Annotated in this window: 20 protein-coding genes; 5 read left to right on the top strand and 15 right to left on the bottom strand. The window is 47.7% G+C overall.

The window, feature by feature from the left end:
• Positions 1-40 precede the first annotated feature (40 nt).
• A complete protein-coding gene (locus C943_RS06830) occupies positions 41-820 on the bottom strand; it encodes an O-methyltransferase (protein ID WP_008625791.1) in 780 nt (259 codons plus the stop codon).
• A gap of 1 nt (position 821) precedes the next feature.
• Entirely contained in the window at positions 822-1,208 is a 387-nt protein-coding gene (apaG, locus tag C943_RS06825; RefSeq protein WP_008625790.1) for a Co2+/Mg2+ efflux protein ApaG, read from the bottom strand.
• A 75-nt stretch (positions 1,209-1,283) separates the two neighbouring features.
• On the opposite strand from apaG, the gene ung reads away from it, so the two are divergent.
• The 3 genes from ung (at position 1,284) to C943_RS06810 (ending at position 4,314) form a co-directional block, all read left to right on the top strand.
• On the top strand, positions 1,284-1,946 hold the full coding sequence (gene ung, locus C943_RS06820) for a uracil-DNA glycosylase (protein WP_008625789.1): 663 nt from the start codon (positions 1,284-1,286) through the stop codon (positions 1,944-1,946).
• Between the two features lie 211 nt (positions 1,947-2,157).
• Entirely contained in the window at positions 2,158-3,276 is a 1,119-nt protein-coding gene (locus C943_RS06815; RefSeq protein WP_008625779.1) for a Gfo/Idh/MocA family protein, read from the top strand.
• Positions 3,277-3,285: 9 nt separating this feature from the next.
• On the top strand, positions 3,286-4,314 hold the full coding sequence (locus C943_RS06810; RefSeq protein ID WP_008625777.1) for a hypothetical protein: 1,029 nt from the start codon (positions 3,286-3,288) through the stop codon (positions 4,312-4,314).
• A 68-nt stretch (positions 4,315-4,382) separates the two neighbouring features.
• On the opposite strand, the gene C943_RS06805 is transcribed toward C943_RS06810, so the two are convergent.
• From C943_RS06805 to C943_RS06790, 4 genes are all read right to left on the bottom strand, one after another.
• The gene (locus C943_RS06805) at positions 4,383-4,754 is read right to left on the bottom strand and encodes a VOC family protein (RefSeq protein WP_008625775.1); all 372 of its coding nucleotides are present in this window, start codon (positions 4,752-4,754) and stop codon (positions 4,383-4,385) included.
• Between the two features lie 132 nt (positions 4,755-4,886).
• A complete protein-coding gene (locus C943_RS06800; protein WP_008625773.1) occupies positions 4,887-5,486 on the bottom strand; it encodes a YdeI/OmpD-associated family protein in 600 nt (199 codons plus the stop codon).
• Between the two features lie 44 nt (positions 5,487-5,530).
• Positions 5,531-6,718, bottom strand: a complete 1,188-nt coding sequence (locus C943_RS06795) for a retropepsin-like aspartic protease (protein WP_008625771.1) — start codon at positions 6,716-6,718, stop codon at positions 5,531-5,533.
• A 3-nt stretch (positions 6,719-6,721) separates the two neighbouring features.
• Positions 6,722-7,756 carry an alpha/beta hydrolase gene (locus tag C943_RS06790; protein WP_008625769.1) on the bottom strand — a complete coding sequence of 345 codons (1,035 nt, stop codon included), beginning with the start codon at positions 7,754-7,756 and terminating at the stop codon, positions 6,722-6,724.
• A 204-nt stretch (positions 7,757-7,960) separates the two neighbouring features.
• Here C943_RS06790 and C943_RS06785 point away from each other — a divergent pair, with 204 nt between their 5' ends.
• Positions 7,961-9,604, top strand: a complete 1,644-nt coding sequence (locus C943_RS06785) for a M28 family metallopeptidase (RefSeq protein WP_008625758.1) — start codon at positions 7,961-7,963, stop codon at positions 9,602-9,604.
• A 57-nt stretch (positions 9,605-9,661) separates the two neighbouring features.
• Here the strand turns inward: C943_RS06785 and C943_RS06780 are convergent, their stop codons facing one another.
• The 9 genes from C943_RS06780 to C943_RS21305 form a co-directional block, all read right to left on the bottom strand.
• Complete coding sequence (locus C943_RS06780) at positions 9,662-11,224, bottom strand: glycoside hydrolase family 99-like domain-containing protein (RefSeq protein WP_008625751.1); 1,563 nt, start codon at positions 11,222-11,224, stop codon at positions 9,662-9,664.
• A 128-nt stretch (positions 11,225-11,352) separates the two neighbouring features.
• Positions 11,353-11,601: a ribbon-helix-helix protein, CopG family gene (locus C943_RS06775; protein ID WP_008625748.1), complete on the bottom strand. Its 249-nt coding sequence runs from the start codon at positions 11,599-11,601 to the stop codon at positions 11,353-11,355.
• A gap of 140 nt (positions 11,602-11,741) precedes the next feature.
• On the bottom strand, positions 11,742-12,710 hold the full coding sequence (locus C943_RS06770) for a transketolase family protein (RefSeq protein ID WP_008625747.1): 969 nt from the start codon (positions 12,708-12,710) through the stop codon (positions 11,742-11,744).
• 1 nt (position 12,711) lies between these two features.
• Positions 12,712-13,563: a transketolase gene (locus tag C943_RS06765; protein ID WP_008625746.1), complete on the bottom strand. Its 852-nt coding sequence runs from the start codon at positions 13,561-13,563 to the stop codon at positions 12,712-12,714.
• Between the two features lie 10 nt (positions 13,564-13,573).
• A complete protein-coding gene (gene bcp, locus C943_RS06760; RefSeq protein ID WP_008625745.1) occupies positions 13,574-14,023 on the bottom strand; it encodes a thioredoxin-dependent thiol peroxidase in 450 nt (149 codons plus the stop codon).
• A gap of 25 nt (positions 14,024-14,048) precedes the next feature.
• Positions 14,049-15,911 carry a M23 family metallopeptidase gene (locus C943_RS06755; protein ID WP_008625744.1) on the bottom strand — a complete coding sequence of 621 codons (1,863 nt, stop codon included), beginning with the start codon at positions 15,909-15,911 and terminating at the stop codon, positions 14,049-14,051.
• The gene (locus tag C943_RS06750) at positions 15,898-16,509 is read right to left on the bottom strand and encodes a fumarylacetoacetate hydrolase family protein (protein ID WP_040479435.1); all 612 of its coding nucleotides are present in this window, start codon (positions 16,507-16,509) and stop codon (positions 15,898-15,900) included. Before C943_RS06750 ends, C943_RS06755 begins: the two co-directional genes overlap by 14 nt.
• Positions 16,510-16,649: 140 nt before the next feature.
• Positions 16,650-17,330 (bottom strand): response regulator transcription factor, encoded by a 681-nt coding sequence (locus tag C943_RS06745; RefSeq protein ID WP_008625742.1) that lies wholly within the window; start codon positions 17,328-17,330, stop codon positions 16,650-16,652.
• Complete coding sequence (locus tag C943_RS21305) at positions 17,327-18,790, bottom strand: sensor histidine kinase (RefSeq protein WP_008625740.1); 1,464 nt, start codon at positions 18,788-18,790, stop codon at positions 17,327-17,329. Before C943_RS21305 ends, C943_RS06745 begins: the two co-directional genes overlap by 4 nt.
• A gap of 129 nt (positions 18,791-18,919) precedes the next feature.
• On the opposite strand from C943_RS21305, the gene C943_RS06735 reads away from it, so the two are divergent.
• A complete protein-coding gene (locus tag C943_RS06735) occupies positions 18,920-19,687 on the top strand; it encodes a GLPGLI family protein (RefSeq protein WP_081610456.1) in 768 nt (255 codons plus the stop codon).
• Positions 19,688-19,828: the final 141 nt, after the last annotated feature.

Raw genomic sequence — 19,828 nt, 5'->3', positions numbered from 1 at the left:
AAATGATTTGTTTAACTATAATTTTTGATTCCTATAAATCTTAAAACTTCAGCACATAACCGGCCTTCGGCAACTTGGGATTCAGGAAAACAATTCCACACTCATAGAAATCAATGCTCACGCTGACCCGGGGATGGTGTTTGATTTTTCGCCAGGCGTTTTCCATTTCCCGTGACCAGTGGATGTCCGCAATGGCAATGATGCTTTTGGCACCTGATTTCTTGACTATAGCTTCAAAATATTGAATCGTGGCCTCGTAAGTATGGGTTGCGTCGATTAATGCAAAATCCACATGATGGACTGAGTCCAAAACCTCGGGGAGTGTCTGGCTGATTTCCCCTAAAATATATTCGGTATTGGCAGGGGAGGCTACCTCTTGCGCTTTGTTCAACAATTCCGGGGAACCTTCAAAAGTAAACAGCTTTCCCTTGGTCACCTCGGCCAGGAATCTGGTGTTGATTCCAACACATGTCCCAAGCTCCAAAACAACCTGAGCGGGTGTCTGTAGGCAAAAAAACTGGTACAACATAGAGAACTTCGGCGAGCTTGTGCTGTATTTGGTTACATCTTTGACTTTCCGAAGCTTTCCGGTGACATGCTTTGACCCAGCGCCAAAATCCTCCACCGTCAAAACTTCAGTGTCTCTCAACAGGTCGTCGCGTATTTTTAGGATATCGTTGAACTGGTCTTTGTTTTCTTGAATATAGCCGATCAGGCCATTGTATATTTCGAAAACAAAAGGTGATTGGATGGAGAATTGGTCTTCCTGAAGCAGCCAAAACTTAAAATAAGACCAAGCTGGGAAGTAACGTTGTTTCAAACTAATTGGCAAAAATGTCGGCGATCAACTGGAATTCAGGAATTTTAACTTCAAATGGTTTCCCATCTATAAGCTTTTCCATATAGTAGGCCCCTCGCATTTTCCCTAGACCAGACCTTAAATTACATCCTGACACATATTCGTGGCTTTGACCGGGCTCCAAAATCGGCTGTTGTCCTACCACGCCTTCACCTGCAACAATCTTGGTTGCATCACCCGCGTCAAAAATCTCCCATTTCCTTTGTAACAATTGCACAGTATGGGTACTGTTGTTCTTTATATTTACTTTGTAAGTAAAAACATAATGGTGCTGCTGAGGGCTGGAAAACTCAGCTTGATAGGTGGCTTCGACGGTGACTTTGATGCCTTCTGTGATCGCTGTGACCATGTGGGGTGGGGTTGGGGTTCCAAAAATTCTAAATATCACGCGTATTTCCAAACAATCTTCGTAAATAGTCTAAAAATGGATGTCAAGATAGAGAACAGTTGGAAAGGTCTTTTAAATGAGGAGTTTAGCAAGCCCTATTTCAAGCAATTGGTGAATTTTGTAAAACAGGAGTACCAAAATCAAACCGTGTTCCCGAAAGGTCCTGAAATCTTCAATGCTTTTTGGCATTGTCCCGTCGACCAGGTCAAAGTTGTCATCCTAGGCCAAGACCCGTACCATGGACCAGGTCAAGCGCATGGACTATCATTTTCCGTCCGGGAAGGGGTCCCTTTTCCTCCGAGTTTGCTCAATATTTTCAAAGAGATAAATAGAGATATTGGAAAGCCGATGCCTTCCAACGGCGACTTGACCCCTTGGGCGGATCAGGGTGTTTTGCTGTTGAATGCTACCCTTACAGTCCGTGCCCATCAGGCGGGGTCTCACCAACAAAAAGGATGGGAGGAGTTCACAGATTCCGTAATCCATAGGTTGGCTCTGGAACGTGAAAATATTGTTTTTATGCTCTGGGGATCCTATGCCCAAAAAAAAGGTGCTTTTATTTCCGATGAAAAACACCTCAAACTGCTTGCGCCGCACCCGAGTCCGCTGTCTGCCCACAGGGGTTTTTTGGGCTGTGGGCATTTTTCAAAGGCAAACTCCTATTTGAAGTCCAAAGGGATTGAGGAAATCAAGTGGTAAAGAGAAAGTAAAGGGGGATTTTTTTGGTTTTCGGATTCAAATTGAAACACGTGCTACCGATCGCATATTGTTATTTGGGATTTGAAATACAGGGTTTCGATCCTTTGGATAAAACCGCTAAATTGTGGTATTGCTGTCTGTTTGAAAAGCAGGCAATATGATTTGTGTCCTACCAATTAATCTTTGTTGTATGTCGGAAAAAAATAATGAAATGAAATCGAGGCGTGAATTTCTGCAAAAACTCACGATTGGCGCAGGAGTGATTCCATTTGCCCTTCAGTATCAGCCCGCTTTTGGTCGCGAAAAAGAACATACCGTACCCGATGGACCTGTACTTCGGGTTGCCTTGATGGGTCTTGGTAGCTACGCCAATCGGGTTGCGGAAGCGATGCAGTCCTGTAAGCGGGCCAAGATTACAGGTGTCATTAGCGGGACGCCCTCCAAAATCACTGATTGGCAGAAGAAATATAACATTCCTGCCAAAAACTGCTACAACTACGAAAACTTCGATGCCATAAAGGATAACCCCGACATTGATGCCGTCTACATCATTACACCCAATAGCCTCCACCATCCTCAGTGTCTTCGCGTTGCGGCTGCAGGCAAGCATGTGATTTGTGAAAAACCGATGGCGATCAACGCCAAACAAGGCAAGGAAATGGTCGAAGCCTGCGAAAAAGCGGGCGTCAAACTGTTGATTGGTTATCGTATGCACTTCGAAGCCAATACGCTTGAAGTTGTCCGGTTGAGAAAGGCTGGTGAGTTTGGGAAGATCAAGTTTTTTCAGGGCCTCAGCGGATTCAAAATCGGTGACCCGACCCAATGGCGCCTCAATCGCGAGCTGGCTGGGGGCGGAGCAATGATGGATATTGGTATCTACGCCATCAACGGCTCGAGGTATATGATTGGCGAAGAGCCGATCTGGGTAACGGCACAAGAGACCAAAACTGACCCAGTCAAATTCAAGGTAGGGGTAGATGAAACCATCACGTTTCAATTGGGATTCCCTAGTGGCGCGACAGCGTCCTGTTTATCGACCTATGCGGTGAGCTACCTCGATAAGTTTTTCTTGGTCGGAGAGGGTGGATTTGCGGAAATGCAGCCCTCCACAGGATATGGCCCAATCAAAAGCTGGACACATAAAGGCAGGCTGGATTTGCCACACGTCACACATCAGACCACCCAGATGGAAGAAATGGCGGCGATCATACTCGATGGCAAGCAGCCCATCATTCCAGTGGATGGCAAAGAAGGCTGGAAGGACATGGTCATTATCGATGCGATTTTTGCCGCTGTGAAAAGTGGCAAAAAGGTTGAAATCAAATATTGACAATTTTATATGAAGGCAGCCAATTCATGGCCGATTATGGCAATGGCTTTGGTGCTGTTTGGGTTTGTCCTGTCTATCTATGCGATCAATCGACAGATAAAGCCACCTGCTGCCACACATGCTAAATTCCAGTTGGAGATCGATACCAATCTCCAGCTGGCAAGTTTTTACCAACTACCTGATACGACCCAGTCGATCACTGCCAACAAACCGGTCGTTCAAATGGATTCAAAGCTGCTAGCCTACAACCTCAACCCCAAGTTAATGGTTTGGGCTTTGGTTTTTTCGATTCTGTTTGGATTGGCTTTGGGTTCGGTGCCACTGTCCATCGGAAGGTCGGCGTATCTGATCAGGATTTTTGGTATTTCCTGGAAAGCTGTATTTGGGAGTATTGCCGGAATTTTAGTGTTTTTTGTCTTGGTTTTGTATGTAAGTTCAGGCGAAGGATCCGGAAAACTGCTGTCGGCAGTTCAGTTGATGATGGACTTCAAAATACTATTTTTTGATCCCAAAGCTATTGAAGTGATGATTACCATTGTGGTGTTGACGGGTTCTTTTGCTGCCTATGGGATCCTGTTGATCAATTTTTGTGCGCCTAGGGTTCTTTTGGGTGAGGATCAGTCCGCGATGCAAAGGTTTTCAAAACTCAAACTATTGGATGACAACCTTAACGTACTACTTGGCGTGATTTCGATCCTGATCATGTTGTCCGTGGTGGCGCTTTCCGTGCTACATCAGGCGATTCAAGGTCAATTTACAGTTGTAAACGCGAATATTTTCCCTTCTGAATTCATTTACGCATACGGCTTGGTATTCACAATTTTCCTCGCAATCATCTATTTGCCTACCCATTTTCACTTGAACCAAATTCTTTTGGAGATGAAGCAAACAGCGGGTGATATGGGTTTGCAATCTGAAGAACATTCAAAAATGGTGCTTGGAGGCACATTGAGCAAGAATTTTCAGGTGCTTTTTGCCATCATTGCACCCCTTATCGGAAGTGCTCTTACCGAGATGTTGCAGCAGGTGGCATTTTGATTCTACGCAGCGTCTAGCGTGAACAAGAGGTTCCGCGTGTCATTTCAAAAATATTCGGAGTTGTCAACCTACCGGTGCTGGTCTATTAGGATATCATTGCCATCAGGATCTGTCAGCGTGATGTAGCCAGGTCCGGTGCTGTTCTCGTCAGCTTCGCCCGTCAATGATATGCCGGCGTTTTTCAGGTGTTTTTGGATGGTTCTTACGTCGTCAAACGGATCGACATTTTGGGCGTTTTGATCCCATCCTGGATTGAAGGTGATGATGTTTTTTTCAAACATGCCTTCAAAAAGGCCGACAACCGCGTCGCCGTTTTTTAAAATAAGCCACTTTTGCTGGACATCTCCACCCAACTTGGTGAAGCCCAACTTCTCGTAAAATTGCTGGGAGGCCGCGATGTTTTTCACGGCAAGACTGATCGAAAATGCGCCAAGTTTCATGGTGTTGTGGTTTTGATGTTAGATTTTTTGATCACTGGTAATCAATGATTTAATAAAAATAGCTGAAAATTACTTTAAGTGTGCCAATATAAGGTTTGAAATCAGAAAACTGATTTCAGCAGGTTGGAAAGCTCAGGAATTTGTCTTGGGAATATATTGGTTTGCTTTCTTGTTTTCGCCTGCTAATCTCACAGTTTCCTCGATTCTTTGGTTTCTGGTTTCAGGTCTTTTGGCGTTGAGAATCCACTCCATGATACCGCGCCTAGAAGACTTAGAAAACCGTTCCCAAAAAGACAGCGCTTGGGGGTTCTTGTCGAATTCCGCCGCGAGGTCTGCTGGAAGGATGAGTTGGTCTACCTCCTCCAATGCTGACCATGTACCTTTTTCCTTAGCTAATGCCACCATCGCAGTACCTGCCGGATGCATACGTCCTTCTTTGACCAGCCGCTCGATCTTATCTTTGTTGACTTTTGACCATTTGCTTTTCGGATTTCGTTTCGAGAAGAACTGGTAATAGCTTACTTCATCCCGTTTGTTGGGCTTGCTGTCGATCCAGCCGAAGCAAAGTGCTTCATCCACCGCTTCTGGATAGTAAACAGAGGGTATGCCGCTTTCCTTTCGGTAAATGATCAACCAAATGGATTTTTCCTTGAGGTGGTTTTCATGAAGCCATTTTCTCCATTCTTCCTGGTTGCTGGCTTGAAAAGTAAGTACACCGTTATAGCGCTCCATCTTGTTTGCAAAGTGAATTTGAAATTTATGGAAGGTTTAATTCCTTATTTCAATGGTGTCTTCTCGAAAAACAACTCCCTTCCATCCATTTTCTTGATCTTGATTTCAGCGGAACCTAATTGACTTAGCCATGAAATAAATGAGCAAAAATCCCCAAAATCAGAGGCTTGCTTTCCGTTCAACTCAACGATTTCCTCGCCCAATTCCAACATGGCGTCTTGTGGAACCCTTCCCAAGGGTTTGCCCGCTAGGACGATCTTTCCGTCCTGAAAATTGAAATTCATGTGGGTAGGGCTTTCAAATACGACCTCTTGCGGACGCAACGCAAGGTGAAATATGCCTTCGGTGTTGTTCAGGATCGTACGTGAACTCAGTGTCGAAAAGAACTTGATGCCGATTTTTTCGGTGGTGTTTTCTTCAAAATCAGCCGGAATACCATAAACCATTTGCTCCCCAACCTGCAGACTGTCCAAGATGATGGCATAGGTAAGGTTGGTTGCCGTGCTGAGCGCGCCCATGGAAAAGCCCATGTAGGGATTGATTTTTTGGTCCGCTTCCTTTTGCTCAATAAAATCCGACTTTTCATCAAAATCCATGGGGAAGTTGAGTATTTGCGTGTAGCCAAAGTCGACCAATACTTTTTCAAATTCGTTGCCTGAAAAAGACAACTTTGCGTGGGGCCGATTTCCGATAAACTCGACCGGGAAAGTCAAGCCATTTTCTGTCAGGGAAAAAGGGGATCTTGATACTCGGACCAGCATTTTGTCGAAGTCTATTTCCCAATTAAGCTGTCGAATGACATCCGCCCCAAGAAGATAATAGTCCATGCAGGACAAGAATGGCATATCCACGACGAGGCTCTTGATGTCCTCAAACTCAAATCCTCCTATCTTGAAACGCTTTGATTTGGCCATTTTGACTTTTTGGACCTTGTTGTTGGAATCGCGCATTTTGATCTTGCCCGCGTTTCCGGAAAATCTGCCATCCGCCTTGAAACCTTCACCCGCCAATCCCATTCCAGCCCCGGTATCAAAGGCAAATAGAGTCGGCACGCCATTGATCTCCCCTTCGAAAACCAAAAGTTTGTTGTCCATGTGAAAAGGAAAAGTATAAACGGTATCTCCTGTAGGATTTACGTCTGTCCGATCAATGCCACCAAATCCCGGCAATGGGAACAGCATCGTGACCGAGATCAAAAAGAAAATTGTATTTCTCAACCTTTTTAAACTCATATATCAATCTTGTTGGTTTTCAATAACTTCGGTTTTCATTGGAACCGGTATACCTGCGACTTCCTCCAAGAATCTGATGGTCTCGTCCCTGACGGATTGCCAATCCTTGGAGGTGATTTGGGAAGCGATCACGTGGTCTCCGGTCTCGGGAAATGCTACCTTCCGCTTCAGCTCGGTTGGGGTGGATACTTGATCAAACATTTCCAACATTTTCGGTACGGAAACCACATCATCCTGCTCTTGCTCATTTTTGTAGTAATAGCCAAGAAAAAGCGGCTGTCCTACCTTGTTGAAGGTGGTCGCATTCATTTTGCTTTTGATGAGGACGGCAAGGCTACGGTAGGCGTTCATATGGTATTGTTCTGACCAGTATTTTGCTTTTTCTCCTTCTCTTTTGTTGACCAACGTGCCATTTTCATATTGGAAATTTTCAGCCAAATAGCCCATCCATGGCTGGAAAAACACTTCCAGTGTCTTGCTTTTCGCTTCAATGGCGGGTGAATAAAGTACCAGTGCCTTCATATCCGGCCTTTCCGAAGCCAATACTAAACTCAGCGCACCCCCCATTGAGGTACCGATAACTATTACTGAATCGCCCAGGCTTTTTCCAACCATATAGGCCTGCCTGACTTCATCAACCAGCTTTTGGGCAGTCAAATGCCTGAATCCATCTTCCCGATCAATGCCGTGTTCGGGAAGTCTTACCAAATACAAGTTCGCACCAAAATGCTTGGCTACCTCGCGGTGCACTGGAAACCCCTCCATTTGACTGGCTCCGAAGCCGTGCACATAGACAATCGAATAGCGTGTCTTGCTTCTGTCCAAGCTATCTGCCCACACGATTTCAGCCTTGTTGCCTGGTTTAAGACCCTTGACGGTGTCTTCTTTTTGAGCGACAAATGCCTCGATTTCCCCCAATCGCGTCGGAACGCTGGGGTACTCCCCTCCAAGTTCCTCAATTTTGGATTTTGGTCCGAGCATGTACACGATTGCCAATACAATCGCGAGAGCTAGCAGGATACGAAGCGCTGTTTTCATGTGATGGATTTTTTCCGAAGTTAAATAAATCGCGCCACATCTTCACCGAGAGCGTGATAGGTACCGGATTAGATCGGTTGGGTGACAAATACCGATGGTGAATAAGTGACTCAGCGGACAGAGATGCGAGGCCATCCTTCCGGCGAAATACGCTGTGTGCTTTGGCGAAAAAATTCCTAAGTTTGGACAAAATCAACATTGAATATGAAACTCAAATACACATCACATTTCCTTGCTCTTGGCACTCTGCTGACCCTCGCCTGCGGAACTGATACTGAAAAAAAGCAGCAGTTTCAAGTCGCAGACTTTGAACCGCACGTCATTGCGCTATCGGCGGACGAAATGATGGGGCGCATGCCATTTACCGAAGGTGAAACAAAAACCGTCCAATACATCGAATCCGAATTCAAAAAACTAGGCTTGAAGCCGGGAAACGGGGATTCCTATTTTCAGGATGTGCCCTTGGTATCCATCAAGACAACGCCCGCACCTACCATGTCGATAAAGTCACAAGGCGGTAACTACACCTTGGAAGGCCTTAAGGACTATGTCCTTTGGACACAGCGGACCGATTCATTGGTCGCTTTTGAGGATGCCGAAATCGTCTTTGCAGGCTATGGCATCGTGGCGCCCGAATACGGCTGGAACGACTACGAAAACCTGGACGTCAAGGGAAAAATCGTGATGGTCATCGTCAACGATCCGGGATTTGGCAGTACGTCAACAGATTTGTTCAAAGGAAACACAATGACTTACTATGGGCGCTGGACCTACAAATTGGAGGAAGCTGCTCGGCAGGGTGCACTCGGCACGCTGATTATCCACGATACCGAACCGGCCGGTTACGGATTCAATGTGGTCCAAAATAGCTGGAACGGGAGTAAACTTTACCTCGACAATCGGGGAAAAGACATCTACAAAGCTACTTTTGAGGGATGGGTGACGCTGCCTACAGCCAAGCAGATTTTTGAATGGGCAGGGATGAACGGGGATGAAATGCTTGCACAGGCCAAGGTCAAAGGCTTCAAACCGGTTTCGTTGGGATTGAAGGCGAGCAGTTCGATGACCGTCACTGCAAGTTATGCGGTTTCCAAAAATGTGATTGCGATGATAGAAGGCACTAAAAAACCCAATGAATACTTGGTTTATACAGCGCATTGGGACCATTTGGGAATCGGCAAGCCTGATGCGTCCGGTGACAGCATCTACAACGGCGCCTTGGACAATGCCAGCGGTATCGCTGCATTGATGGCTTTGGGAAAGGCATTCAATGAAAACAAACCTGAGCGCTCGGTCGTGATGCTCGCGGTGACGGCCGAGGAACAAGGGTTGTTGGGTTCTGCCTATTATGCCCAAAATCCGATTTTCCCCAAAGAGCGAACCATTGCCAATATCAATATCGACGGCGTCAACCACATCGGAAAAATGAAAGACGTATCACTGATAGGCCCCGGACAGTCGGACTTGGAGGACCTGCTGGAAGACGAACTTCAGAAAAGGGGAAGGTACAGCGCCCCTGAGCCGACACCTTCAGCCGGGTACTATTACCGCTCCGACCACTTCAATTTCGCCAAGGTTGGGGTACCGGCTTTGTACTTCGGGACAGGCATTGACCATGCCGAAAAAGGGAAAGAATTTGGCTTGAAAGCTCAACAGGACTATATCACAAATCACTACCACAAGCCCTCTGATGGCTACAAGCCAGGCGATTGGGATTTGGAGGCAGCTTTGGAGGAAATTGACTTGTACTTCCACGTGGGTCAAAGGCTCGTCAACTCGGAAGTATGGCCCCAGTGGAAAGAGGGTTCAGAGTTTAAGGCAATCCGCGACACCTACATGAAAAAATAGGTGTTCCAGTTCATGCTGAAGTTTTTTTAAAAATGAGTTTCCGGCATCACTGGAAACTCATTTTTTTACGAACACCTCTTGAATCGCCTCGAGGTAGTCAAAACCATGTCCTTCGGTTGGCTCGATGTAATTCCCCTCGAGGTACTCATTCCAGCAGCAAATCATGATCGTGTTGCCATTGGTTGCCCGGTATTTGGCGGAATGTTTTTGGGCATCGAGTAATTTGGCCTTGAAGGTGGCCTTGGTACTGTGGACGCGGTCTTTGTCCGGCTCGCTGGGGAATCCGGTAGGCTGTGGCCATGTCCCGCCCATCGGCCGCATATCCCAACCCATCGCAACAGGAACTTGGTATTCGAAATTCGGGTCATCTTTGTAGAGTTCAGACCATTTTTCCCAATGCAGGCGGTAGGTTTCGCGCATGTCTGCATAGCTCCGGTTGTGCTGCTTTTCAAACATGTGATAGACGTAGGTGGTGTTTCCTTCAAACCCCATTGCTTTGAGCCTTGGATTGTAATCCTGCAGCAATAGCTTGTCGGTATACTCGCCGCCTCTCCAAGGCTCCCGGGGATTGGTCGGACGCCATCTCGTAGGCAGTGCATACAGCATCTCATGCTGCATCATCGGGCCTGCAGTGACGGCAATGAACTTGATGCCACCGTACCCTGCCGACTTTGCCATATTCTGTGAGCGGGTGAGGAGCTCCTTCATTGTTATCCCATAATAGGCTGCCCTTGACTCCAAATCCTGCGGGAAATACAGATACACAATTGGACGGCCGTCAGGATCGCGTAGATAATCTTTTCTTTTGAAGTACTTGTCCATCCAGAGTTGCGTGATCTTGTCATGGACCTGGAGGAAAAGCTGCTTCGTAGGCGCCTCACCACGGTAATTTCTGCCGGCTGATATACTTGCAGGACTTCCCACATCCAACCAAAGCATCCATTTTTCATGGCTGTCGTCACACCAGTTGATAGCCCACTTCATTTGCTTGGACTCTGGAAGCTTTGCGTTTTCGGCCAATAGCACATCCAATTGCTCGATCCATTCCTCTACGCCTGGTACTGCCACGCGGCCGCTTTTGGTAGGATCGGTGCGCCAGTTTTTGGGATAGTAGATATTGGATTGAGGGCCAAAGTTCAAATGGTAATAGTAATGCCTTCCAAAAAACCAGTCATAGGCAAAGAAATCGATGCCATAGGATTTCATGTATTCCAATTGTTTCCGAGCTACCCTCGGGTCGTTGCGTTTGTAAAAGCCGCCAAGTTCCTTGATGGGCTTGCGTTCTAGAAATGGGCCCTCATAGGGATATTGTGCGTTGAAAATTCTGCCTTTTGGTCCCCACATGCCTGTATTGTGGGTGTGGCCGCAGTTGTCGTTGTTGATCAGGCAAGACCAAAAGCTATCGATGTCGACGTTGGGGTCAGGGGAGAGGTTCCAGGATGGCATGAAGAATACGCCGACTTGGTTTTCCTTTTGGGCTTGGACCGGAACTGGATTTTCTTGGAAATTGGTAGTCCGATTTGCCGAACCAAACAGCCTTTTGAAAAAGTTATCGGAGCTGCTTCCCCAAACCATCACAAAGGCGAGGAGAAGGGCGGAAAAGGTCAGTTGGATTTTCATCGATCAATAAAGGTTTGATAATTGATTTCAGGAAGCAATTTGATATAACTGCCCTAAAAATAGCTGATAAATTGACAAGGTGGAAAATTTAGGCTAGATGCTGCACATTGGAAACCATCATGTAATCGTCATTGGTTGTGTTTTTTGGTAAGACCCACCTTGACGTTTTCTTTGACCTTAACTGACAAATCTGTTTTTGCAATCTCCCCAATCTCAAACAGGTCTCTGCCGAGTTCGTAGGCGGATAGCTTTTTTCTCTCTGTTTTGATGTAAAACGCGAGTGCATCCGACACAACATCGAGCGTCGAGATTCCCTTTCGTTTCGCAAGGAAATCCAATTCTTTTGCCATCTCTTGTTCAATTTTGATTGTCAGCATCGGATGTCATTTTTTTGTGAAAAGATAGCGGCGTTTTCACTGTCTATCAAGTGGATATGGGAAATTTTATCGAATTGAAGGCAGTAAAAAAACCCTGAAGCATAATCCTTCAGGGTTTTGAAAATCTGCTTTCGGAATTGTTATTTTCTTGAAACTGCCTGCTTCGCAGCCTTGACAATATTGGCAGCGTTCAGGCCGTATTTTTCCAGCAGTTGGGTAGGGGTGCCGGACTCGCCAAAGGAATCATTGACGCCGACATATTCCAATGGTGCGGGATGATTCCTTACCAACACTTGCGCTATGCTATCTCCAAGGCCACCGTTGATTTGGTGTTCTTCAGCAGCAACCGCGCAGCCGGTTTTGGCCACAGAAGCCAGGATAGCTTCTTCATCCAAAGGCTTGATGGTATGGATATTGATCACCTCGGCTGAGATTCCTTCCTCGCGCAGCATTGCCTCCGCGACTACTGCCTCCCACACCAAGTGTCCCGTAGCGAAGATGGTGACGTCTTTGCCCTCGATCATCTTCCAGGCTTTCCCGATTTCGAATTTCTGGTTGGCGGGCGTAAAGATCGGCCATACAGGGCGTCCAAAGCGCAAATACGCCGGACCCACATGGTCTACGAGGGCCAAGGTTGCAGCCTTGGTTTGGTTGTAATCGCAAGGGACGATGACCGTCATATGTGGCAACATTTTCATCATACCGACATCTTCGAGGATTTGGTGCGTGGCACCGTCCTCACCAAGGGTAAGTCCGGCATGCGAAGCACAAATCTTCACGTTTTTGTCCGAATAGGCCACGGATTGACGGATTTGGTCATAGACGCGTCCGGTGGAGAAGTTGGCGAAAGTTCCCGTAAAGGGGATTTTCCCTCCAATCGTCATCCCGGCCGCGAGACCGATCATATTGGCTTCGGCGATTCCCACTTGGAAAAACCGATCGGGAAATTCCTTTTGGAAGGCACCCATTTTCAGTGAACCGATGAGATCGGCACAGAGACCAACCACGTTGGGGTTTTTGCGGCCTGCCTCGAGCAATCCGTCCCCGAATCCGGATCGGGTATCTTTCTTTTCGGTGTAGGTAAATTTCAGATCCAAAGTCTTTTCCATCTCAGTAGTCGCCTAAAGTTTCTTCCAATTGTGACAAAGCATTTTCCAGTTCGGCATCGCTTGGGGCCACGCCATGCCATTTGTGGGTGCCGACCATAAAGTCAACGCCGTAGCCCATCTCGGTATGCAGGAGTATCAGGACTGGCTTTCCTTTTCCAGTCATGGATTTGGCCTTTGCCAAACCTTCCAACACGGCGGCCATATCGTTTCCTTTTTCGATGCTGATCACTTCCCATCCAAATGCTTCCCATTTGGCCTTGAGGTCCTTGAGGTCCATGACTTTTTTGGTTGGACCGTCGATTTGCTGACCGTTGTAATCGATCGCTGCGATGATGTTGTCGACATGGTGGTGCGCCGCATACATCGCTGCCTCCCAAATCTGACCTTCCTGCTGCTCGCCATCACCCATGACCACATAGACAAGCTTGTCGTCTTGGTTGAGTTTCTTCACTTGCGCAGCGCCGATGGCCACGGAAAGTCCCTGTCCAAGGGAACCTGAGGCAATTCGTACCCCTGGCAAGCCTTCGTGGGTCGCCGGGTGGCCCTGAAGCCTTGAGTTGATCTTGCGGAAGGTTCCGAGTTCCTCGGTAGAAAAATACCCGTTTCGGGCAAGGACGCTGTACCAAAGGGCCGACACGTGGCCGTTTGACAGAAAGAAGAGGTCTTCGCCTTTTCCATCCATGTCGAATTGGTTGTTGTGCTGCATTTCCTTGAAAAACAGCGCCACGAAGTACTCTGTCAGGCCGAGTGCCGCGCCGGGGTGCCCGGATTGGACGGCATGTACCATCCTTAGGCAGTCCCTTCTGACTTGGGAAGAGATTTTTTGGAGTTGATCGATTGAAACTTGTTGCATTGGGCTGGGATTATTTGAGGATTTGGCTGGTATGGTTTTTAGTATCTACTTTTTCGATGATTTCTTCCAAAATGCCCGCCTCATTGATCACAAAGGTGGTCCGTGCGGTACCCATATACTTGCGTCCGTACATGGATTTTTCGACCCAAGTGCCATAGGCATCGTGGACCTTGAGGTCTTCGTCTGCGAGCAAGGAGAAAGGAAGGTTTTCTTTGGCGATGAATTTCTGGTGTGATTTTGCTGAGTCGGAACTCACGCCTAGGACCACATAGCCCGCTTTGATCAGGGCATCATAATTATCGCGCAGGTTGCATGCCTGGGCTGTGCAACCGGGCGTGCTGTCTTTTGGATAGAAGTAAAGGATGACTTTTTTTCCCTTGAGATCAGAAAGCTTGATGGTGTTGCCGTTTTGGTCTTTGGCTTCAAAAGCTGGGGCTGGACTTCCTACTGTAAGTGACATGATGTTGAAAATTTGAGGTTTAGGATTATTGGATTTTGGTACGGTAGACGGCCTCGTTGCCGGCTTGGTCCCGCACTTTCAATAGAACTTCTCCCTTGAAAGGTTGTTTATCCAATTTTTCGGACCAAATGACATTTTGCTTGTGTTCGTACCGCATCAGCACCCATTTCCCATCGACACGCGCCTCAAAATCCTTTATTCCCGATTTGTCGTCCTTGATGATGAATCTCATTTCGGAAGCATTTACCCGCACGGGAGAAATGCTCGGTTTGGTCCGGTCAAAATCGAGCACAAAAGTACCAAAATTTCTGGTTTTGAACCGAATATTGTCGGATTCCCATTGGCCGCCCACGAAGGTTTTTCGGCCATTGTCGGCCAGATGGTACACATGGGTGGTGGTTTTGTCGCCCGAAAAACCAGTATCGCGCATCAGTACCTCGATCGGATTGCGGAGGTATTCGGAAGAGCTGTTGATCTTCAAAGTGGGGCCATTTCCATTGCTGCCGTGGTCCACCCTTAGGAAAAGATCATCCAAAAGCGCATTTTCGGCGAAATTGATTTCCACATCCCGGTTGGCGAAGGAATATTCCTCACCAAAAGGTATCCGCACGATTGCCTGCGGCTTGATGATTTCGGTACAAAGGTCAATCGAATCTGGAACCCCAAAGTACATATCCCAAAGATAGGTCCTGCGCCCATCGGCGGTGTAGGCGGGGGGAATTTCCATCTCCTGACTGCGTACAAAGACCTTGGCCAAGGTACCGGCTTCCGAACTCCCCGTTTCGATGACCATGGTCTCCCGCTCGTAGGAGACCTTGGTGGTTTTGTTGGGGCTTGGTGCCGTAGAACCGATGATTTCAGGTGCTTTTTCACCTACCACTTGTAGTTTCAATGTCCGTGAATTGCCAAAGTAATCCTGCAGCAGAACGCTGATATCCTTCCTTTCCCCGATGCGGGCCTCGATGGCGCCGGCATAAGTCGTATCGGGGCTGTAGATTGCCAATTGGTTGTTGGGATAGCGATAGAGACGGATAAACCGGTTTTGGTGCATGTGGGTCAGGAAAAACCGTCCTTTGTTGAAGTCGAGGTGGTCCAGGTGCACGCGGAAATGTTTGTTGCCATTCACACTCATTTCAAAAGTCGGTACCCCAAAGACATTGGATACCATGTCCATCTTGTCGATGGCATGTACTTCCAAGCCCACGCGTCCACTGATTTTCACGGGTGATTTCAGGATGTACCTTCCGCCTTCCAATACGGGCGTAAATTCCATTCTTTGGAACTTTCCGTTGACCCGCGCTTGGGCATCCAATGGTCTCAAAGCCACTTTGTAAAGTACGGGAGCGGTCTTGTCGGTATATTCCTTGAAATTGAATGAAAAGGGATCGATTGCCCGGTCGAGGCTGTCACGGATCTCGAAGTGCAGGTGCGGGCCACCCGAGCTGCCCGTATTTCCTCCGTTTCCGATCACTTCCCCACGTTTGACAGGCAAGAAGGAGGGATCGGGGAAAACTTCCAACTCGTTCTTTTCCGCCACATACAGCTCCTGCCGCATGAATTCCTGGATCTTGGGCGAAAAGTTGCGCAAATGGGCATACACCGAGGATTGCCCGTTGGGATGCTTGATATAGACGATGTTGCCGTAGCCGAGCGTAGAAAGTTTGATGCGGTACACGTAGCCATCTTCGATCGCGAGTATGGGTTCTCCGTCGACGCCACCGATCTTCACATCAATGCCCGAGTGGAAATGGTTGGGGCGGATCTCGGAGAAATTCCCTGAGAGGAGGTTGGTCTGCCCTGGCTTGACAGGAAACAGATAGTTGCTTTGGGCCTGAAGCCAAAAGGGAACCGCGAGCAGGATGATAAAGAGAAAGCTACTTGACTTCAAAATCCAACAGTTTTTCGTCTTCAATAAACGCTTCCAAGCGATCTCCAATCTGTACTTTGGAAACCCCCGCGGGCGTTCCGGTGAAGATCAGGTCGCCCTTTTTCAGGGTAAAAAACTTGGACACATATTCGATGATCGTGCCAAAATCAAACAGCATCATGGCCGTATTGCCCTTTTGCCGGACTTGGCCGTTGATCTTGAGGTGGAAATTGATGTCGTCAAACTTCGCAAAACGGCTTAAGGGTAGAAATTCCCCCACGGGCGCCGAGCCGTTAAATGCCTTGGCGATTTCCCAAGGAAGGCCTTTTGCCTTGCAGGTATCCTGCAGGTCACGTGCCGTGAAGTCGATGCCGATGCCGATCTCGTCGAAGTACCGATGGGCAAACTGCCTTTGGATATTCTTGCCTTCCTTGGAGACCTTGAGCACGAGTTCGACCTCGTGGTGGATGTTTTGTGAAAAGTCGGGATGGTAGAAAGCCGCGTTGTTTTTGAGCAGGGCCGTATCCGGCTTCAGGAAGACCACCGGGGCCGATGGGCGCTCGTTTTTCAGTTCCTCGATATGCTCCGCGTAGTTGCGGCCAATGGCAATGATTTTCATAATTGGCTGTAAAAATTTCAGTGGCAAAGAAAGGGAATTTTGGCGAATAGGAGGGGACGCGCCGGATGGTTTTTGATCAGTGGATGGGTGAAATTTAGGGGGTGTCCCAGAGCAAACTATAGTAAATCACAAAACCAAGCTCAGAACGAAAAATAATACCCAATCCCCTTGATCGTGATGATTTGGACTTGGGGGTCGGATTTGAGATAGTCGCGCAGTTTGGTGATGTAGACGTCGAGGTTCCGTGAATTGAAAAAACTGTCGTCTCCCCAAAGCTTCAATAGGATTTCCTTTCTCTCGATCGTTTGGTTGGCATTTTCGAGCAATAGCATCAAGATGCCGGCCTCCTTGTAGGATAGCCGCTTGATATCGCCCTTGTCGTTGCGGAGTTCAAATTTGGCTGGGTTGAAGACATAGCTCCCAAAAACGATTTCCTGCTTGTTTTCGGACTTTTGACCCTTGGTCAAAGCGAGCAGGTTTTCTATACGCACGATCAGTTCCTCGAGGCTGAAGGGCTTTTTGAGATAATCATTTCCACCCGTTTGGAAACCCTTCACTACATCCTCGACCTGGCTTTTGGCGGTCAGGAAGATGATCGGCATGTGCGGGGCAGTTTTGCGGATTTCAGCGGCCAGCGTGTAGCCATCCATCTTTGGCAACATGATGTCCAGGACGCAGATATCGACTTTTTCCTGGGAAAAAAGCCTTAATCCCGCCAATCCATCCTCGGCCATGGCCACTTGGTAATTTCTGCTTTGAAGGCTTTCTTTCACGATCTTGCCCAAGGCAGGCTCATCTTCCACATAGAGGATTTTGGTCATGATTTCGGCAGTTTGATGGTGAAAACGGAACCTTGGCCGATTTGGCTTTCCAGAGAAATCTTGCCGCCGTGGGCTTTGACGACCTCGGCGACTTGGGCAAGGCCGAGGCCATAGCCCTTGACATCATGGATGTCCTTTTGGGGCACACGTATAAATTTCCCGAAAATCTCCTTTTGGTAGCCCTCAGGAATTCCTATGCCTTTGTCCTCGACACTGAGCGAGACAAAATTTCCCTGTTCACTGAGGGTGACCTTGATCTTCTTGGTCTCCTTGCTGTATTTGATGGCATTGTCCAGCAGGTTGAAGATGACCATCGAGAGCTGTTCAGCTTGACCCTGCACGACAAAAGCAACCCCTTTTTGGTCCAATTCAAAATCAAATCCTTCGGATTCGAGGATTGGTTTCAGGGTATTGACGTTTTCCTTGACCAGCTTCTCCAAATCTACCGGTTCCATGTGCGCGCCACTTCTTTGTCCGTGAACGGTGGAGTTCAGGATCTTTTCGGTCATCGAAGTCAGCCTTTTGAGTTCGTTTTTGGCGATTTGGAGGTATTCTTTCCTGGTCTCAGGCTGGTCCTTGGCACTAAAGTTCTCCAGCGACTCCAACACCAGCGAAACAGTCGCGACGGGGGTTTTGAGCTCGTGGGTTATGTTGCTGATGATGTCGTTTTTGAGCAGGTTGAGCTGCTGTTGCTTGATCATATTTCGATACATGATCAGGAGCGAGCCGCCGATAAATCCCAGCACAAGCAAGGAGAAAACCAAGTGTGGGAGCAGGTTTCTCCAAAAGAAACCCTCGACATCCTCGAAATAAGCTTGGATTTTGCTGCCCGGAGGAACGGGGACTTCCTCGAGGATAATCGTTTTCTCAGTCAATTCTTCGAATTGCTCGTGTCTCCTGGCCTTTCTGATTTTCGCTGTAGTTGGCAATGCGTTGTTTCTCAGGACCTCATTGAAAGCCTCTTGCACGACGTCCGCATTTACAGTTTCTTCATTCAGGCGAAAGATGAATGAATTTACCGACTTCAGGGTATCAACGCCCTGCACCAGCGGTCTAAGGTTGATTTTCAAAGAATCTGCAGCTTCTGCAGACCTACCCGATATTACCCTTATCCGTTGGATATTCGCAGGATGAATATCATTGGCTTCCTTCACCTTGCTTGAATCACCAATAAAATCAATATGTATGATACGGGTTGTATCACTCCATACCATCCCGTTCATCATACTATCTGGCCTTCCGATGCCAGGCAGAGGTGGAAAACCCGAAGGTCTCAGGTCTTTGAGAAAAAGAGAATCCATAAGGGCCGTCACGGTGCTCTTGAGCAATAGCGAGGTTTCCTGCCTAAACGCTGCTTTTTGGCCGCGGTTGACCGATCGCAGCCAAGCCACTTGGAGGAGCAACAAAATCACGATGCTGCTGATCATCAAGCCCAAATAGATCCGGTTTCTTTCATGCATGGAACAAAGATATTGGCTTTTGGAAGCAATGCGCCGCTCCATTAACCTTAATTAACCTTGTATTCAGGTTGATTAACCTAGTAGGAATTTCCGCCCTCATATCTTTGGGCCATCCAAAATTCGAAAGCCATGAAAAAGTACCTATTAGCCGTTTTTGCTTGTTTGTCGCTAAGCTTCATTACCGAGGAAGTTAAGCAAGGTGTGATCACGTACACCACCAAAATCAACATGCACAAGCGCATCCCACCTGACCAGGAGGAAATGAAAAAAATGATCCCGGAATTCAACTCGGTGCAAAACCAACTTTTGTTCAATGAGATGGAAAGCCTTTTCAAGCCCCTTCCAGCGGACGAGAATCCGTTTGACAACGGCGGGGGAGGTTCTTGGACCGGCACGGCGCCTGGCGGCGGTATGAGAACAATCCGCATGGTACTCCAAAACGAAACCTACCTCAACCGGGATGCGGACCTGATGACGCAATTGCGGGATTTTATGGGCAAAAAGTACATCATCAAAAAGGAGCCAAAGCGGATTCCTTGGAAGCTAGGTTCCGAGACCAAACAATTGCTCGGCTATGCCTGCAAGGATGCGAGCTACACGGATGAAAACCAGCGCAAAGTCCGTGCATGGTATACCGAGGACCTGAGAATTCCGATAGGTCCTGAAGGTTTCCATGGATTGCCGGGATTGATTTTGGAGGTAGATGTCAATGAAGGGGAAATGCTGATCACTGCTGACAAGCTCGATTTGCGGGCTTTGAAGAAAAACGAACTGAAGGAGCCAAAAGGCGGCGAGGAACTTACCGAGGAGGCCTATCAGGCCATGGTCAAGGAGCAAATGGAAAAAATGGGTGCCCAAAGCGGACCTGGGGGAATGAGGATGATTATTAGGAATTAGCGGAGATGGGAGATTTGAGATATGAGACACAAGAATCAAGACACAAGAATCAAGAAGCGGGAGGCTAGAAACGAGAAGCGAGATGGGTACCAAGTACCAAGTACGATGTACAAAGTGTGCATGCCTGATATAGGTTGACAA

This window comes from Mariniradius saccharolyticus AK6, from assembly GCF_000330725.2.
Classification (GTDB): Bacteria; Bacteroidota; Bacteroidia; order Cytophagales; family Cyclobacteriaceae; genus Mariniradius; species Mariniradius saccharolyticus.
This window is presented reverse-complemented; position numbering and strand designations above follow the sequence as displayed.

Coding starts and splice junctions, on each gene's coding strand:
- apaG (WP_008625790.1), bottom strand. CDS start 1,208: ATGGTCACAGCGATCACAGAAGGCATCAAAGTCACCGTCGAAGCCACC.
- ung (WP_008625789.1), top strand. CDS start 1,284: ATGGATGTCAAGATAGAGAACAGTTGGAAAGGTCTTTTAAATGAGGAG.
- C943_RS06815 (WP_008625779.1), top strand. CDS start 2,158: ATGAAATCGAGGCGTGAATTTCTGCAAAAACTCACGATTGGCGCAGGA.
- C943_RS06810 (WP_008625777.1), top strand. CDS start 3,286: ATGAAGGCAGCCAATTCATGGCCGATTATGGCAATGGCTTTGGTGCTG.
- C943_RS06805 (WP_008625775.1), bottom strand. CDS start 4,754: ATGAAACTTGGCGCATTTTCGATCAGTCTTGCCGTGAAAAACATCGCG.
- C943_RS06800 (WP_008625773.1), bottom strand. CDS start 5,486: ATGGAGCGCTATAACGGTGTACTTACTTTTCAAGCCAGCAACCAGGAA.
- C943_RS06795 (WP_008625771.1), bottom strand. CDS start 6,718: ATGAGTTTAAAAAGGTTGAGAAATACAATTTTCTTTTTGATCTCGGTC.
- C943_RS06790 (WP_008625769.1), bottom strand. CDS start 7,756: ATGAAAACAGCGCTTCGTATCCTGCTAGCTCTCGCGATTGTATTGGCA.
- C943_RS06785 (WP_008625758.1), top strand. CDS start 7,961: ATGAAACTCAAATACACATCACATTTCCTTGCTCTTGGCACTCTGCTG.
- C943_RS06780 (WP_008625751.1), bottom strand. CDS start 11,224: ATGAAAATCCAACTGACCTTTTCCGCCCTTCTCCTCGCCTTTGTGATG.
- C943_RS06775 (WP_008625748.1), bottom strand. CDS start 11,601: ATGCTGACAATCAAAATTGAACAAGAGATGGCAAAAGAATTGGATTTC.
- C943_RS06770 (WP_008625747.1), bottom strand. CDS start 12,710: ATGGAAAAGACTTTGGATCTGAAATTTACCTACACCGAAAAGAAAGAT.
- C943_RS06765 (WP_008625746.1), bottom strand. CDS start 13,563: ATGCAACAAGTTTCAATCGATCAACTCCAAAAAATCTCTTCCCAAGTC.
- bcp (WP_008625745.1), bottom strand. CDS start 14,023: ATGTCACTTACAGTAGGAAGTCCAGCCCCAGCTTTTGAAGCCAAAGAC.
- C943_RS06750 (WP_040479435.1), bottom strand. CDS start 16,509: ATGAAAATCATTGCCATTGGCCGCAACTACGCGGAGCATATCGAGGAA.
- C943_RS06745 (WP_008625742.1), bottom strand. CDS start 17,330: ATGACCAAAATCCTCTATGTGGAAGATGAGCCTGCCTTGGGCAAGATC.
- C943_RS21305 (WP_008625740.1), bottom strand. CDS start 18,790: ATGCATGAAAGAAACCGGATCTATTTGGGCTTGATGATCAGCAGCATC.
- C943_RS06735 (WP_081610456.1), top strand. CDS start 18,920: ATGAAAAAGTACCTATTAGCCGTTTTTGCTTGTTTGTCGCTAAGCTTC.